Origin of the sequence: Ligilactobacillus hohenheimensis, assembly GCF_947381805.1 — a bacterium.
Taxonomy (GTDB): domain Bacteria; phylum Bacillota; class Bacilli; order Lactobacillales; family Lactobacillaceae; genus Ligilactobacillus; species Ligilactobacillus hohenheimensis.
Genome location: NZ_CANCXC010000001.1, coordinates 420,774 through 436,505, shown reverse-complemented (window position 1 = coordinate 436,505; position 15,732 = coordinate 420,774). Strand labels below are relative to the sequence as shown.

Genomic DNA, 15,732 nt, shown 5'->3' with positions numbered 1-15,732 from the left:
CCCCGAAGAACGGATTTTCCGTAAACTTCGGGGATTAGTTTGTTAATGTTGCCGTTTCCAGTAGCACCATGCACCAATAACTGAGACAAGCATCCCTACCGCTGCTAACAGGGCAAAGTTCCACTGAAGGGCTGGCATTACCTGCCCAAAGAGGAAGTTTGCAACGGGGGTAGTAACGGCACTCGAAATGAACAACAGGGAAAAGACCCGGCCCACGACTTCCGACGCTGCGTGGGTTTGAATCATCGTGTATGCGTTAACGTTATACTGGGTTTGCGCGAACCCACTTAAAAAGACCGCCACAACGATTACCGGGTAATTCCGCCCCACAAAGATCAGGAACAACGCCCCCGCGTTAAGAAGCGCATTCCAGAAAAAGGCGGTTGCTTTTGTAGCGGAACGGTGCGGCGGACGGACTGCTAAAACAATCCCGCCAGCGACCCCACCAATGGCCAAGGCAGCGGTGGTTATCCCGTATAACCGCCCGTTTCCGTTTAGCAGAACCTTTACCATGTACGGGAGCCCAATCGCAAAAGCCGTATCAAAAAAGTTAATTGGTGGCGTTAAGATTAACAGGGTTAAAATAAGCCTGTCCGCCAGCACTGCCCGAACGCCCTCCTGTAAATCACGGATGATCCTAAGCGGCTTGTCATCGGGAGCGGTAAAGTGGTAGCCCACAACTGCCGTTAATCCGGTTGACAATAAAAACGATCCCCCGTCAATTAGCAAGAACGTAGTCAGTGAGGCCCCCAGTGAAACGAAAACGCCCCCGACCAGCGGCCCGCCAACCCGGACCACGTTGGCAAGAACGTTTTGCCCGGTGTTGAATGTGGCAATCCGTTTCTTGGGGATAATATGGGCAACAATTGCCTTTGAGGCCGGAGTGTAACACGCAACGCCGGCTTCAAGGACTGCTAACACAGCAATTAGCAGTCCCGCTCCCCGGGTAATCGAATGGAGAAACGGCACGCATCCCCAACACGCGGCCGCACTAACCAAGTCGCACATGATCATAATGTGCTTTTCGTTAAACCGGTCCGCCAGTGAGCCGGCAACCACGTTCACTACCAGGTAAACAAATGCGATGATCCCGTTCACTATCCCTAAAAGGCGCGTGTTATGGGTGGCCACCACTAAAAACCAGTTGGTGGCGTAGATTAGTAGCACGTCCCCCATAAACGAGATACCGTAGCCCGTCAGCATGGCCGTAATATTTTTTCGGGTTTGACTTATCAAAAGTTATCACCTTCAGTCGATTATTCTTTATTTTAATCAGTTTCTCATCTAAAAGCAATAATTATTTGGCTTTTTCTAATCACAATATGAGGACGTTTGCGAAATTATTGGTGGTTTAGTTTAGCCGCCAACCGGTCCCCCACAAACTGCACCACCAGAACCAATACTAGAACCAACACGGTTGCAACCAGCGTAACGTCGTTGTTAAAGCGGTCATACCCATACGTGATGGCGGTATTTCCTAGCTCCCCTGCACCAATTGCCCCGGCCATCGTCGTCAACCCGATTAAACTGATAAGGGTCACCGTCGAAACGCGCACTAGCTCGGCCCGCGCTTCCCACAAATAAACATCAATAATAATGTCCCAGTTAGTCGCTCCCAGGGACTGGGCTGCCTCCACCTTTCCCTGGTCAACCCCTTCAAGGGCACCTGAACCTGGCGGGCATAAAAGGGGAAAACAGCAATCGAGAGCGGCACCATTGCCGCAATCATCCCGATTTGCGTTCCAACAATTAGCTGGGTAACCGGCGCAATCACCGCGAGGAGGATGATAAACGGCAGTGAACGGAAGAACGACACGGTTTATCAAAGAAACTAAACCAACCCCGGTGAGGGAGAATGCCGTCTGGGGCGGTTAATACTAGCCCTAAACCAAACAACAACCCCAATAATCCCCCGATGATTCCAGGAATAACCGTCGTCTGCAAAAGCGCGGTTGCCCACCCCATAAAGCCCCACCAATAAGGAGAACGATAATCCCAACAACAGTAATTAATCCCGTGTAATTTCTTTTCTTCATAAGCTCTCTCCCTTTCCATAAATCCACTAACGCCTTTTACCCGAAATAAACAAAAAAATAGCGTCCTTACAAACAAGGGCGTTATTTTCGTGGTACCACTTTTATTCGCTATCCCTCACAGAAGTAACCTTACCGAGTCACGCCGACAATCATGCCAGAAAGACCCCGCACTGCTAACGGGTGCACCACCGTCACCGATTAATCAACACATTCGCCGGCGCCATTCAAAGCCCATCTTCATTAACCGCCATTCATTATTTCACACCATCCAGGAACTCTCTGGGAACGTAAGCTAGTTACTCTGCTTTTCCTGATGTTTATCTCTTTAATTGCTTTTATTATAATTGAATTGTCATTATTGTCAACGCTAATTTCATTTATTTTTCATTTTTATCCAATGAAGGCTGGTTTGACAGAAACAATATAAAACCATGCCAGGTCCACAAGCTCGCCTGACATGGTTACTAATTATTTTACTTACTCCACGTTGCGAGGTAGTCCAGAATTGTCCGCATCGTTTGCGGATTCTCCGCTGGAATCCCGTGCGCCAGAATTTCAGCTGGCGTTTGTTGAAGGACGGAATCCTTATCATACGCCGCATCATTAACGACGATTTCACGGAGGTTATCCGCCAAGGGTTCAAAGTGGAACTGAAATCCCACAACGGAATGGTGCTTAAACACAAACGCCTGGTTAGCAACCCGCTCACCCTGATAAAGTAGTTCCGCCTCATCCGGGACGGTAAACATGTCCTGGTGCCAGTGGAGCACTTCCGCCGTGGCCGGTAATCCCGGAATCAGGGTGCTGACCCGCCGAACCGGCGCCCATCCAACTTCCTTAACCGGCGCAGCGCTTACTAAATAACCACACGCCTTCGCAATCTGTTGTGCTCCTAAGCATACTCCAAGAACCGGAATATTGCGGACGATTGCCTCCCGAATCAAATCCCGTTCAGCGGCTAACCAGTCAAAATCGTCATTGGGACTCATGGGGCCCCCTAAAATAACCAACATATCCGTATCTTCAAGTGCCGGTAACCGGCCAAACTCTGCCGGATGGTACACCGTCATGGTGTGCTGGTGTTCGTGACACCACGTCGCAATCACACCTGGTCCTTCGTTTACTGCATGCTGTAAAACATTTACTCGCATTCTAATCACCCCTCGTTTTAAACTTATCTTAGCACGCTAATATCCCAGGTAGAATAACGAATCCTGGTTTTGAGTTGCGTTAAGGTAGTCCTCAAAGTTTGGCAGAACAAACCGGACATGCCCGTTGGTTGAAGGTTGAATAATTCCCCGCTCAATCATGCGCCGCCGATACTGTGCAACGTACACGTTACTCCTTTTCATCAGGACAGCCGCCTCACCAAGACTACGATTCTGGCGAACTGCATACAAGTATGCCCGATCCTGTTCAGAGAGGTCACTGAAAATTTTTTGGTACGCCTTTTCAAACAACTCTTGTTGGTACCGGCGCATTACGCTTGCCACCGCATTCTTCGGGGAAGCCTGCTGTTCATTCAACGCTTTATATACAAGGTAGCCTAAAAGTTGAAAAGCATACGAATATCCGGCCGTCATCTGAACCATCCGGGTAATTTCACCATGTGGTAACTGGGGAAGGGCCTCTTCGTACGCCCGCGCCATTTCAAGCTGATTCAACTGGCCCAGCATAATTTTTTCTGAGCGGAGTAAAAACGTTAGCCGGTTATCATTTTGAAGGCTAAGAATAAGATCAGGAACTCCTGTCATTACCACAAAAATCGGGTATTCTTTGCGCTTAAAGGCATTAAACAGCTGAATGAAGTTCCGCATCGGCTTATCGTTTGTCACCTCATCAATTGTAATTAACACGCGTTTTCCCTGAGCCTTGACTTGCTGAAAAAGATGATCAAGCTGGTGATCAACGGTTGCCGCTTCCTCGTCCCGGGTGACGCCCACCGGACCAAGAGTAACTCCCGTAACATGGCCCACCACCCGCTTAAGTGGTGATGCCAACTGCTCTTTAATTTGCTGTGCCAAACTTGTCAGTATTCCTTCCCTGTTTATCAAATCGGCCCAAATAAAAGCGTGGTGCGTTTGAATTTGCTTAACGAGTTGCATCATAAATGCGGTCTTCCCAGCCCCCCGAACACCAGTAATTAGAAAAGAGCGCCCAAAATCGGAAGTCGTAATCACTCTGACCAATTCCTCAACGGTCATGTCCTGTTTATCCGGGAGGAAAAAATGGGGAACATCGCCAAATGTTGGGTTAAACGGATTATGCATCAAAATTCTCCTTTTAAATTCTTTTAAATCATCGTTTTGCTTTTAAATCCTTTTAAATGTTCGATTTCATTTTAAATTCTTTTAAATCAGAGGTCAACCCTTACCAATCACCTTCCGCAATGTCATTTAATCTCCCACAAAGAAAACGAATTCACTATTCTTTTAATAGTATCTGCGGTATAATGAGGGTAATTTTATAGAAAGATTGAGGGGACCTACATGGCTGAAATTACACACCTATACGAGAAATTCCACCCGGAACATTACGACCTCAAGATTACCGTTGACCGGGAACACAAAACAATTGACGGAACGTCCACCATTACGGGGGAAGCGTTAACGCCAGAAATTGCCGTTAACCAAAAGTTCATGACGATTAAGAGCGTTCAGGCAAACGACCAGGATGTGCCTTTTACCTTTGACGACGACTCAGAAGCCATCCACATTACCCTTCCAACAAGCGGAAAGGTAACCCTGGCAATCGCCTACCAAGCGCCCCTCACGGACACGATGATGGGAATTTACCCGTCATACTACGAAGTGGATGGCGAACGGAAGCAATTAATCGGAACGCAGTTTGAAACGACGTTCGCCCGCCAGGCCTTCCCGTGCGTTGACGAACCGGAAGCTAAGGCGACGTTTGACCTGGCCATCAAGTTTGATGAGCATCCTGGGGAAACAATCATCGCTAACATGCCAGAAACCAAGTGCGAAGACGGCTTCCACTACTTTGATACGACCGTTCGGATGTCCACGTACCTGGTTGCCTTTGCCTTCGGGGAAATGCAAAGCAAGATGACCACCACCAAGAGTGGCGTCAAGGTTGGCGTGTTTGCTACCAAGGCGCACCAACCAAAGGAACTCGACTTTGCGCTGGACATCGCTAAGCGCGGCATTGAATTCTATGAGGACTTCTACCAAACGCCATACCCACTGCCGCACTCATGGCAGCTGGCCCTGCCAGACTTCTCAGCCGGAGCCATGGAAAACTGGGGATTGATTACGTACCGGGAAGCAACCTTGATGCTCAATCCGGACAACACTTCCCTTGCCCGGAAGCAGTACGTTGCAACGGTGATTACCCACGAATTAGCCCACCAGTGGTTCGGGGACCTCGTTACGATGAAGTGGTGGGACGACCTGTGGTTAAACGAAAGTTTTGCTAACATGATGGAATACGTTTCAGTGGACGCCCTCGAGCCTGACTGGCATATCTGGGAACTATTCCAGACGTCCGAAGCTCCCCTGGCCCTTCAGCGGGATGCAACTGACGGTGTGCAGCCAATCCACGTCCACGTTCAGGATCCGGCCGAAATCGATGCCATCTTTGATGGTGCCATTGTGTACGCCAAGGGTTCCCGGATGCTGGTCATGGTGCGGGCCCTGATTGGGGACGACGCAATGCGGAAAGGGCTGAAGAACTACTTTGAGGCCCACAAGTACCACAATGCTACCGGAGATGATCTGTGGCAGGCACTGGGGGACGCTGCCGGCATGGATATCGGAAGCATCATGAAGTCCTGGTTGAACCAGCCAGGGTTCCCGGTGGTTACTGCGAAGGTTGAAGACGGCAACCTGGTTCTTGACCAGCAGCAGTTCTTTATCGGTGACGGCAAGGAAGCTGGCCGGACATGGCAGATTCCACTCAACAGTAACTACGCTGCTGCCCCAACAATTATGAAGGACAAACGCATTGTTCTGGGGAACTACCAGGAACTCCGGGAAAAGGAAGGTGTTCCGTTCCGGTTAAACGCGGACAACAACTCACACTTTATTGTGAAGTACGATCAACGGCTACTGGACGACATTCTGGCTCATAAGGATGAACTTGACCACATTACTCAGCGGCAGATTCTCCAGGATCTGCGACTCCTGGCAGAAGGCCGGCAGATTTCATATGCTGAGCTTGTGCCACTGCTGAACAAATTTGCGGACAGCACTTCATCCATTGTTAATGACGCCCTCTACGCAATTGCGGACAAGCTGGACCAGTTTGTTACTCCGGAAACGGACGAAGAAAAGAACTACCAGTTCTTACTTAACAAACTGAGTGCCCACCAGGTTCAGCGGCTTGGCTGGCACCCAGCAACGACCGAATCAAAGGATGACCAGATGACCCGGCCGTACGTTTTAAAGGCTGCCTTGGCTGCTAATAACCAGGATGCTATTACAGCTGCGCACGAGCTCTTTACCGCCAACCTCGAAAACCTTGAAGGGGTGAACGCCGACATCCGGCCGTTAATCCTCAAGAGTGAGGTTCAGCACTACGGTAACGAGGAACTGTTTAACGCCCTGCTCAACCAGTACGTGACGACCTCTGATCCAAACTACAAGACGGACATCTGCAACGCCCTTACAGCAACAAAGGATCACACCTTCATGACTGAGCTGTTAACGAAGTTTGAGGAAGCTGCGGTAATCAAGCCACAGGACCTGCGTTTCTGGTACAACGGGCTGTTAACCAACCCTGCCGGTGAACAAGCAGCCTGGGACTGGCTTCGAGCTGAATGGGACTGGCTGGAAAAAACGGTTGGTGGCGACATGGAATTCAGTCGGTTCATCACGGTAACGGCCAACGCCTTCCATACCGAAGAACGGCTGGATGAATTTAAGGGCTTCTTTGAACCGAAGATTAACACCCCAGGATTAACCCGGGAAATCACGATGGACATCCGGATCATCGAAAGCCACGTTGCTCTGGTTGCCAGTGAACGGCAAGCCGTTAATAAGGCAATTGCAGCAGAATAGCCTGATTAGTAAGGTGTAGGGTCGCTACGCCTAGTAATATAAATACAACCCCGTCCATGAAACAACGAAAGTTCCATGGACGGGGTTTTTATACTAATTAATATCAAAAATATCCTTGACCTGCGTCAATAGCCGGTTTAGCACCGCTGGTGAAACGGAATTAACAACTTCCCCCCGCCGCGCCTCATAGTCAAAATTCTGTAACTGCCATAACACGACGTATCCCCTAACACCGTCGCGTTTTGAACCGTTAATCAATAACGGTAAATAGCGGGCGTTTTCGCTGCGGTTTGTCGTTGTTACCGGCATCCCCACAAACATGTGGGTTGCCGAATTATAAGCGGTACTACTAACTACAACATAGTGCCGGCGAATGTTTCCGGAACGCGGATTGTGACCACCCATTTCGTGTCCAGCATGGGGTTCCGCATCCACCACAACCACATCGCCCTGTTTGGGGAAAATCATTAGTCCTGAAGCTCGCGTCCGACAGGCTTAACGGGCTGAAGTGCTGGATCCTCGGCCACATCCTTTTGATAGTCGTAATCTTGCCATTCCGCGGTTGCAAAAATGTTCGTGTGCTTCTCTACCGGCGCAAAAACAATCTTGTCCCCTTCATTTGAAACCTGATATTCATCTGATGAAACCTTGATCCCCACTGGGACCGTTAACGTAGTTGAATTCCCAACGGTTCTGACCTTTACAACCATCAATATCATCTCCTTCGTATACACCAAGTATATACTGTTGCCATTCGTTTGACAATTTTCTCCGGAAATTCTTATGAGCAGAACATTATCAACCCTGTTCCATCAAGAAACTAACTTTTAATTAGTTACCTGCCCGTGTATAATAGCCTTGATTAATCACCAGAAAGGAGGTTTCACTATGGTTTTAACCCTTAAGCTGGGAATCATCTTAGCCCTCGTAACGTTTGTCTCCGCCCTTGTTCAGAGTACGAGTGGGTTTGGTTTCGGCATTCTTAGCATGGCCATCCTGCCGTTCTTCTTTCCCTACCGGAAATGTACGGTCATCGTTGTGGCAACCGTGCTCATCCTCCAGCTGTACACGATCATTTCGATGCGGAAGCACCTCAAGTGGAAAATGGTCCTCTACCCGGCAGTTGCTTCTTTAATCTGCGGGTTTATCGGTGTCCACATGATGGTCCGCCTAAGCTCCCGCACTATGGGTTTCATTCTGGGATTCTTCATGTGGGTCCTCGCCCTATACTTAATTTTTGGCGCCAAGTACGTCCACCTGAAGCGTAATCCGCTGGTGGGATCCGCAGCCGGCGCCCTGGGTGGTTTCATGGACGGCATGTTTGCCATCGGGGGGCCGCCAATGGTCGCCTACTTTGACTCCGTGATGGATGATCCCCTGGAATACCAGGTTACCCTGCAACTGTACTTTGCGATTACGACGGTTAACGTTTTGATTAACAACATTGCGTGCGGAAACTTTACCGCCCAGATGACCGGTCCGCTGTGCATCACCATCGTTGCGTGCGTGATTGGGACCACCATCGGGATGCGGATTATGCACCACGTTTCAATGAAGTTCGTCCGGCGGATGGCCTACATCGTCATGTTAGCCGCCGGAACCTACCACCTTTTACAGGGGTTCGGGATCATTACGATTCACTAATTACTAAATAAAACGGGGTGATGAAACCAATCGAATCTGACCAACCACTTTGGCGGCTAGTTTGCACTTCACCCGTTATTATGAAATAAGGAGGTTGCGCCCTACAGCACAACCTCCTTTTACTCTTCTAAATTCTCTGTCCAGGTTTCCCTACGCATTCTGCGGGGTCTGATGTAAAATTTCCCGCACACTCCGCCGGACCCAGAAGAAGTTAACGGCCACCAGTCCAGCCGTCGACAGGAAGACGGCGCCGTACCCGCAAAGTCCGGAAACCGTTGATCCTAACAGCGAACCAACAATGTTTCCCGCAAACTGCGCGGACTGGTTATAACTGAAAATCCGGCCGGAGTACCGGGAATTTGAATACTTCGCCAGCATTGTTTGTACCTGTGGCAGTAAGGCGGCGTCCGAAATCCCTACCAAGAAGCGCAGGATTCCCAGCTCCCACACGTTGTGGACGAAGGCCTGCGGAATAAACACAATGAAAGCAAAGATGAAGCCAGCCAATAATATTTTGTGCGTTCCAATCCGATCACCCCACGCCCCAAAGGTCTTTGCCACTAAAAGGGTCGAGATTCCGGGAAGGGCCGCAATAATCCCACTGACAAGGGCCACTCGTCCCTGCCCGTGCATCAGTTGGCGGATGTACAGGCTAATCACCGGTGAAATTGAGTTATTCGCCGCCTGGATAATTAAGGTGGTGACGATCATTCCCACAATAATCCGCGGGTGTTTTAGGCTGTGGAAGAGCTCCCTGGTTGAGAGCATTTCCCTGGCGGAAAGCGGCGTAAAGTGTTTTTCCCACACAAAAAGTAACGTAAAACCACACACGAAGTACAGGGACAGTCCCGTAAGGATAAAGGTAAGTCGGTACCCAAACGCGTTGGCGATTACCCCACCAAAGAACGGGCCAATTAACATTCCTGCCGTCGTCCCGGTTGATAGCAAACTAAGCGCTTGACCACTCCGTTCTCCCGGTACACTGGCAGCAATCAAGGCTGAGGTGTTACTAATATAGCCTGAAAAGAACCCCTGTAACAGCCGACAAAGTGCTAACTCATAAACGTTTGTGACCAGTCCCATGAGGGTGACCATGGTAGCCATTCCGGCGGATGACAGTAACAGTACCTTTTTGCGCCCGTGCTGGTCCGCAAACTTTCCCCAGATCGGCGCCATCCACGAGGAAACACAGTAGGCCGCGCAGAATACGACCCCGCTCCACATGTTTAGCTGGAACCGGTTGAAGGACCCGAGCGTACGGATATAAAGCGGGAAAAAGGGCATAAATAACTGGAACCCCATCGCAACAATAAAGTTCCCGATCCACAAAATATACAAGTTATGCCGCCATTCCGGAACGGCTTTTTGCCCCGTCATGTTAATCCACTTCCTATTTATAAGTTACATCTTCAATACCGATTATTATCGTCTTTTCACCATAAAAAAACAATCCCCATCCCGTGGTACAATGGAGACCGAAAACCTGATGACATTTAAAGAAGAGATGAAAATTAATGGTACACTGGATCCTTACACTTTGCTGGTTGGTGCTTGCAGGAATTGCTGCGGGAACCATTAGTTCAGCTGCGGGGTTAGCCTCGTTGGTTTCATACCCGGCCCTACTCCTAATGGGCATGACGCCGGTCGCTGCCAACGTCACCAACAGCTTAGCGCTCGTGACGTCGGGCTTTAGCGCCGTCCTCTCGTCCCGCCACGAATTAAAGGGCCAGGAACGGCGTCTCCTAATCCTTTTGCCAATGACAATTGTGGGCGCGATTTTGGGAGCGTTACTACTATTTGCCCTTCCGGCGACGGTTTTCAAAATGGTCGTCCCGTTTTTTATCGGCCTTGCCGGGATCATCATGCTGTTCCCGCCGCGCATTCACCAAAAAGAACAGCACACAACACTTTTTCGCCGGCTAGGAGCCTGGGGACTCGCCTTCCTCGTGTGCGTTTACACGGGTTACTTCGGGGCTGGCGGCGGCGTTGTGATGCTTTTGGCCCTCTTTGCGATCATTCCGGGAAACTTTACCCAGGTTAACGCGGTTAAAAACGCCGTGCTTGTCGTCGCAAACTTATTAACGGCGATTGTTTATCTTTTTAAAACAACAATTGCCTGGCAGTTTGTAATTCCCATGGCATGCGGCTTTTTTATCGGCGGCTACTTAGGCCCTGTTCTTGTGCGGCACGTTCCCGATAAGGTGATGCACCTCATTGTGGGGGGTGGAGCCATCATCCTGGCGGTTGTCCTTTTTTGCCGGTACTGCTTGTAGGTTTACGGTTTGATGTAGGCAAACCCAGCTTCCTGTTTGCGGGCAAGCTCAACGACTCCACTTGCCACGATCGTCATGGCCTGAGGAAGTTGGGCGGGATCAACGTTAAACCGGTGCAGTGAATTCTGGCACACCGCAACGGTCACCACCGGCCTGGCTGCAAGGTGGGCGACCGCATCATTTTGGGAAACCAATGCTTGCACCGCTGGCCCGTTCACTAACAGCTCAACAGTTGCTGCTGGAATTTCATCTAATAGATTCTCAATGTTCCGCACTGCCCCAGAGAGCCGCGCAGAATCATCCACATGAAATAAAACTTGCATTCTGTTCACCTCCCCTTTATTCTAACAGCATTCAGTTAAGGGAGTGACCAGAACGCCCCACATAAAAATTCAACTTTACACGGAGGAATAGTATGTTTAATCGTCTTTTTAATGGCCCCCACGGTGACCGGAACAAACACTACGTTTGGTGGCAACTTGGCTTATTTGGCGGCCTCTTTTTGGCCCTAACGTTTACCAACCAGCGCATCTTTCTGTGTGCCCTGATTGGGGCGTTAATCGGTGCGTTTTTCGCCCAGTGGCTGGGAGCGCTTGTCGGGTTAGGACTGGGATTTTTCATTGGAAGTAGTGCCCTCCTGAGCCTCATTGGGCTAGGCGGCGGAATGTTTTATATCCTCCGACACTACCAACACCGGCTTACTCCTGGTGAAGACGGCCAGTGGATGCGCACCTTATTAGCCATTCTAATTGCCCTAGCGTGCCTCTTATACGTCGCCAATCCCGCCAACAGTAACCAGCAAATCGAAACGCACCCGTTCCATACGACCGTAAACAGTCACGTCCGGTAAGCAGTGAGGAGCACAAATGAAACAGTGGACAGATAATATTTACCAAATTACGTTTCCGGCGCCCCGGCCCCATGCCCGGGCGGCAAACAGCTTTTTACTCTCCCACGAACGTCTCCTCATTGACGCGGGCTTTGCGGGGGCAGCAAACTACACCCGGTTGACGGCCGCGTTGGCGCAACTTAACCTGCAGGTCACTGATCTTCAGGGAATTGTGATCACCCACCACCACCCGGACCACGTGGGCCTTCTCGAAGCTCTTCCACCCACAATTCCGGTATACGCTGCTCCAGGGCTCTCCTTTTACGGCACCCCGGCATATCAACGGGCAATTGACCACCTGAAACTTCCTGCCGCGGTTCCCCCAGCAGCGCGTCACAACGTTCAGCAACGCCTGGAAACCCGGCTGGTGCCAGCACTTAGCAAACGAACCATCCGTCCCCTCACCGCACTCACACAGTTTGGGTTGCACGCCCGCACCGTCGCCGGACATAGCGCTCAAGACACGATTATTACTGATGACCACGGTCACTGGTTTACCGGTGACCTCCTCCTTGCCGGGATTGTTTTCAATTCACTGCTCGACATTGATCCGCTTAGCCAGAGCGTTGTTCCCCACCTCCGCGCCCAGTACCGGCAATTTTTACGGCAGGTGGAGACGCTTTTCCCGGCAGATGCCACTCTTTACCCCGGTCACGGAACCCCGTTTACCATGGAAGAAGCCGCCCGAATTGCCCGCCAAAACCAACGTTTTATGGCCCGGATTGCCGCACAAAAGGCCGCCCTTCCCGGCGATACGTCATATGAGGACGTGGTGCAGGCGACCCTTCACCAGTTGCACGTCCCCGCCTACTTTTACGTCTCGGCACTATATTAAACAACGAAACGAGCATGGTAAGGAAAACCACCCGCCCGCATTCACTATCGCGGGTTGTCGCCCCTTTGCCGTGCTCGTTTCGGTTAATTTGTCACATAATTGTCTAAAGGCGGCATCCTCTTGCCACCTCCTTTTTCATCCCTTAGTCCGTAAATAACTCCCGGTACTGGTCCAGGGGAAGGACGTGCTGTAACTGCAGGTCCATCCCCACCGTTCTCTTACCGTTTAGCACCTCTTCCCGGATGCTGGTTGGCACAACTTTCACCTCTCCCAGAAAGGTAAACGCCTTGCAACCATCATCGCGCTTCGCAAACAACAACATCTGCACCTGCTGGTGTCCCGCACTGACTCCTGCCAGCAGTTCCCGCACTTCAGGTGATTTCAGTGTCCGCGGACTCCGGGTATACCACCGTAAACGGTCGCCCGAGCGCAGGTCGTTTTTGTACCGGGCACTCCGCTGGCCGGTAGTCTTCTTCACCGTAATAAAGATGGGACACACCCCATCAACAACGCGGTACCCGTAAAGCGGGGCGCTAATATCCTTCGGCCAGTTGAGTAACCGGCACACGTCCTTTCGGGTATACCCTTTTCCGCGAGTAAACGCGGTCCGCGAATCCAGTTCTTGTGTTAACTGCAGTCCCGTAGTAACCGCGTCGGTAACTAACAGGTTGAACCAAGCGTGTTCCCGCAAGGCGATTACCATGGGCTGCGACCAGGTATACCCGGTTGCCGTTAGGGTTACCACAGCCTGATTACCGTACTGCTTCTTGCGTGTCGTTTTGCCCGCCGCGACGTCAAAGAAATCAAGGCTGAGGACGGCCATCACCGAGGCCAGCGTAGCGGAAGTGCTCGGTGCATGATACTGCTTAAGCGCCGCCTTATACGCTGCTTGAGTCACCTTCCCGTTCTTTTCAAGCAATAACTTCAGTAAAACCAATTCGTGGGGACGCAGCCCGTTGACTAATTCCTGGGTGATAAACGTGAGGACCTGGTCCTCCCACCCGGTTAACGGCCGGTCGTCCTTCACCCGCGCAAGGAACTGGTTGTAGTTTTTTACCCGCGCCTGGTGGGTAAACGCCCGCGGGCTTACCGTTTCCGCGGCAGCAAAGTCGTACATTAAAGGAATCCGCCCGCACCGCTGCTTGAGCGTTCGGTACGCCTGCTTGAGGTGCACCAGTGCATCGACCTTGGTTTGCTCCAGGCTCCGTAAGATCCGCTCCCGGGCAATCCGGGTAAAGTTAATGGTGGTAATGCCCATGGTTGGGGGCGCGACCACGGTGTCCCGGACAGCGGGATTGGCGGCCGGGGCGTGTCCCGTTAGCGCAACTGGAATCATGTAGTTGTTCTTATAGTTGCCGATAAAATCAAGCACGAGGACGCTCGTTTTCCCGGCAGCCCGCCGCAGGCCCCGTCCGAGCTGCTGGGTAAAGACAACCGGCGACTGGGTGCTCCGGAGCATGACCACCTGGTTGACGCACGGAATGTCAATTCCCTCGTTGAACAAATCAACGGTCATGATGTACTCAATCCGGCCAACCTCAAGGTCCCGGACCGCCTTTGCCCGCTTAGTTGGTCCGTCAATATTGGTCAGGGCAACTGCCGGGTGCCCCGCTGCCGTAAACTGGGCAGCAATTTCTTGGGCCTCAGCTTGCCGGCTACAAAACACCAATCCATGAACCGGCCCATGCGTCCCGTAATAGGCCAACTGCTGTAGGACGTACTGGACCCGCTCCGGCGCCGCCAACCGTTTCAACGGGGTTTGTTCGTCAATCACCTGATCATGATACGTATAGTCTGCCACCCCAACGTAATCAAACGGACAGACCAGGTGGTTATCAATTGCGGTCCGCAGCCTGATTTCATAGGCCACGTGATAGTCAAACAGCGCATACACATCCGCGTCGTCCATCCGTTCCGGAGTTGCCGTCATCCCCAACCAGAACTTAGGGGTAAAGAAAGCCATCACCCGCTGATAGCTCGGCGCCGGAGCCCGGTGCGCTTCATCGATGAGGATGAAATCAAACGTCGTGGGCGTAAAGTGCCGTTGCGTTTGTTCTTGCGCCACCGTTTGCACCGTTGCAAAGAGGTACTGGGCGTCCCAGTCGTGCCGGTGACCACTCAAAATTCCAAAGGCACTTGCAGGGCCACCAATCACCCGGTGAAAACTTTCCCGCGCCTTAAGCGCAATTTCTTCCCGGTGCACGATGAACAGGAACCGCCGCGGCCGGAACGCCTGAACGGCAAACGCTCCCAGGTACGTCTTGCCGGTCCCGGTCGCCGACACCACGAGCGCTCGGCGTTCGCCCCGTTTCCAGGACGCCTTCAGGGTGGCCAGGGCTTCTTGCTGCATCTTATTCGGCGTAACCTTCTGGGCGGAAGTTGGGTGTACCGCAGTGGTCACCGGTGGATGATAGGTGGCAGCGTACTCCTCGAGCCACTCCGGGGTAATGGGATGAGCGTGTTTCCATTCCGTTTCAAAGGCCGTCGTAAACTCCTGAAAAACCGTTCCGCGGGCGGTTCCCACTACCCGAAGCGTTAGCTCCCGGTTCGTGAGGAGTGCTTGCTTAGTAAAGTTAGCACTTCCCGTAAAGAGCACCTCTTCCCCCGTTGTGCGGGTGAAGGAGTAACCCTTTGCGTGGAATCCCCGACTGGTTGCCACCCGGGCGGTTACTCCCGGTAGTTTATTGAGCTCATAAAACGCTGCGGGGGGATTAAACCCCGCGTAGGTTCCCGTAATAATCTGGCCCGTCACTCCTGCTGGCCGGTCCGCCAAAACTGCCTTCAAGGGAACCAGCATTGCCGGGGTGACAAACGCAATCATCCACCGGAAACGGGTACAGTGTTCCAGTTCAAACCGGAGATAGTTCCATAATTCTTCCCCCGGTTGGTTAGTAATCACCCGGGGACCCCACACCCCGGTGGTTTCTCCTGATGCGCCGCTAAACCCGGCGAGAAGTGCTGCTGTTAACCCCTGATCCACTACTTTGTCCGCTCCCTTCGTTATTCTGGTCTTATTATACCCAGAACCCTCCTATCA

General features: G+C 51.6%; 13 protein-coding genes and 1 pseudogene. 5 read left to right on the top strand and 9 right to left on the bottom strand.

Going from position 1 to position 15,732, the window contains the following annotated elements; translation table 11 throughout:
* Positions 1 to 42: 42 nt before the first annotated feature.
* The 4 genes and pseudogenes from QOR60_RS02195 to QOR60_RS02180 form a co-directional block, all read right to left on the bottom strand.
* The gene (locus QOR60_RS02195; protein WP_283581723.1) at positions 43 to 1,236 is read right to left on the bottom strand and encodes an MFS transporter; all 1,194 of its coding nucleotides are present in this window, start codon (positions 1,234 to 1,236) and stop codon (positions 43 to 45) included.
* A 104-nt stretch (positions 1,237 to 1,340) separates the two neighbouring features.
* Positions 1,341 to 1,965 (bottom strand): annotated as a pseudogene (locus tag QOR60_RS02190) (methionine ABC transporter permease).
* Positions 1,966 to 2,509: 544 nt separating this feature from the next.
* Complete coding sequence (locus QOR60_RS02185) at positions 2,510 to 3,187, bottom strand: type 1 glutamine amidotransferase (protein WP_283581722.1); 678 nt, start codon at positions 3,185 to 3,187, stop codon at positions 2,510 to 2,512.
* Positions 3,188 to 3,223: 36 nt separating this feature from the next.
* On the bottom strand, positions 3,224 to 4,306 hold the full coding sequence (locus QOR60_RS02180) for an ATP-binding protein (RefSeq protein WP_283581721.1): 1,083 nt from the start codon (positions 4,304 to 4,306) through the stop codon (positions 3,224 to 3,226).
* Between the two features lie 219 nt (positions 4,307 to 4,525).
* Here QOR60_RS02180 and QOR60_RS02175 point away from each other — a divergent pair, with 219 nt between their 5' ends.
* The gene (locus tag QOR60_RS02175) at positions 4,526 to 7,054 is read left to right on the top strand and encodes a M1 family metallopeptidase (RefSeq protein WP_283581720.1); all 2,529 of its coding nucleotides are present in this window, start codon (positions 4,526 to 4,528) and stop codon (positions 7,052 to 7,054) included.
* 93 nt (positions 7,055 to 7,147) lie between these two features.
* Here the strand turns inward: QOR60_RS02175 and QOR60_RS02170 are convergent, their stop codons facing one another.
* Entirely contained in the window at positions 7,148 to 7,522 is a 375-nt protein-coding gene (locus tag QOR60_RS02170; RefSeq protein ID WP_283581719.1) for a type II toxin-antitoxin system PemK/MazF family toxin, read from the bottom strand.
* A complete protein-coding gene (locus QOR60_RS02165) occupies positions 7,522 to 7,764 on the bottom strand; it encodes a hypothetical protein (RefSeq protein WP_283581718.1) in 243 nt (80 codons plus the stop codon). The genes QOR60_RS02170 and QOR60_RS02165 overlap by 1 nt, the downstream gene beginning before the upstream one ends.
* Before the next feature lie 178 nt (positions 7,765 to 7,942).
* Between QOR60_RS02165 and QOR60_RS02160 the strand changes: the two genes are divergently transcribed.
* The gene (locus tag QOR60_RS02160) at positions 7,943 to 8,698 is read left to right on the top strand and encodes a sulfite exporter TauE/SafE family protein (RefSeq protein ID WP_283581717.1); all 756 of its coding nucleotides are present in this window, start codon (positions 7,943 to 7,945) and stop codon (positions 8,696 to 8,698) included.
* A gap of 150 nt (positions 8,699 to 8,848) precedes the next feature.
* Here the strand turns inward: QOR60_RS02160 and QOR60_RS02155 are convergent, their stop codons facing one another.
* Positions 8,849 to 10,075, bottom strand: coding sequence for an MFS transporter (locus QOR60_RS02155; protein ID WP_283581716.1), 1,227 nt, complete (start codon positions 10,073 to 10,075; stop codon positions 8,849 to 8,851).
* 137 nt (positions 10,076 to 10,212) lie between these two features.
* Between QOR60_RS02155 and QOR60_RS02150 the strand changes: the two genes are divergently transcribed.
* Positions 10,213 to 10,971, top strand: a complete 759-nt coding sequence (locus tag QOR60_RS02150) for a sulfite exporter TauE/SafE family protein (RefSeq protein WP_283581715.1) — start codon at positions 10,213 to 10,215, stop codon at positions 10,969 to 10,971.
* Between the two features lie 2 nt (positions 10,972 to 10,973).
* On the opposite strand, the gene QOR60_RS02145 is transcribed toward QOR60_RS02150, so the two are convergent.
* Complete coding sequence (locus QOR60_RS02145) at positions 10,974 to 11,294, bottom strand: DsrE family protein (RefSeq protein ID WP_283581714.1); 321 nt, start codon at positions 11,292 to 11,294, stop codon at positions 10,974 to 10,976.
* A gap of 92 nt (positions 11,295 to 11,386) precedes the next feature.
* Here QOR60_RS02145 and QOR60_RS02140 point away from each other — a divergent pair, with 92 nt between their 5' ends.
* Together QOR60_RS02140 and QOR60_RS02135 are read left to right on the top strand one after the other, a co-directional pair.
* On the top strand, positions 11,387 to 11,821 hold the full coding sequence (locus QOR60_RS02140; RefSeq protein ID WP_283581713.1) for a hypothetical protein: 435 nt from the start codon (positions 11,387 to 11,389) through the stop codon (positions 11,819 to 11,821).
* Positions 11,822 to 11,837: 16 nt separating this feature from the next.
* Positions 11,838 to 12,695: an MBL fold metallo-hydrolase gene (locus QOR60_RS02135; RefSeq protein WP_283581712.1), complete on the top strand. Its 858-nt coding sequence runs from the start codon at positions 11,838 to 11,840 to the stop codon at positions 12,693 to 12,695.
* Between the two features lie 142 nt (positions 12,696 to 12,837).
* Here the strand turns inward: QOR60_RS02135 and QOR60_RS02130 are convergent, their stop codons facing one another.
* Positions 12,838 to 15,675 carry a DUF3427 domain-containing protein gene (locus QOR60_RS02130; protein WP_283581711.1) on the bottom strand — a complete coding sequence of 946 codons (2,838 nt, stop codon included), beginning with the start codon at positions 15,673 to 15,675 and terminating at the stop codon, positions 12,838 to 12,840.
* Positions 15,676 to 15,732: the final 57 nt, after the last annotated feature.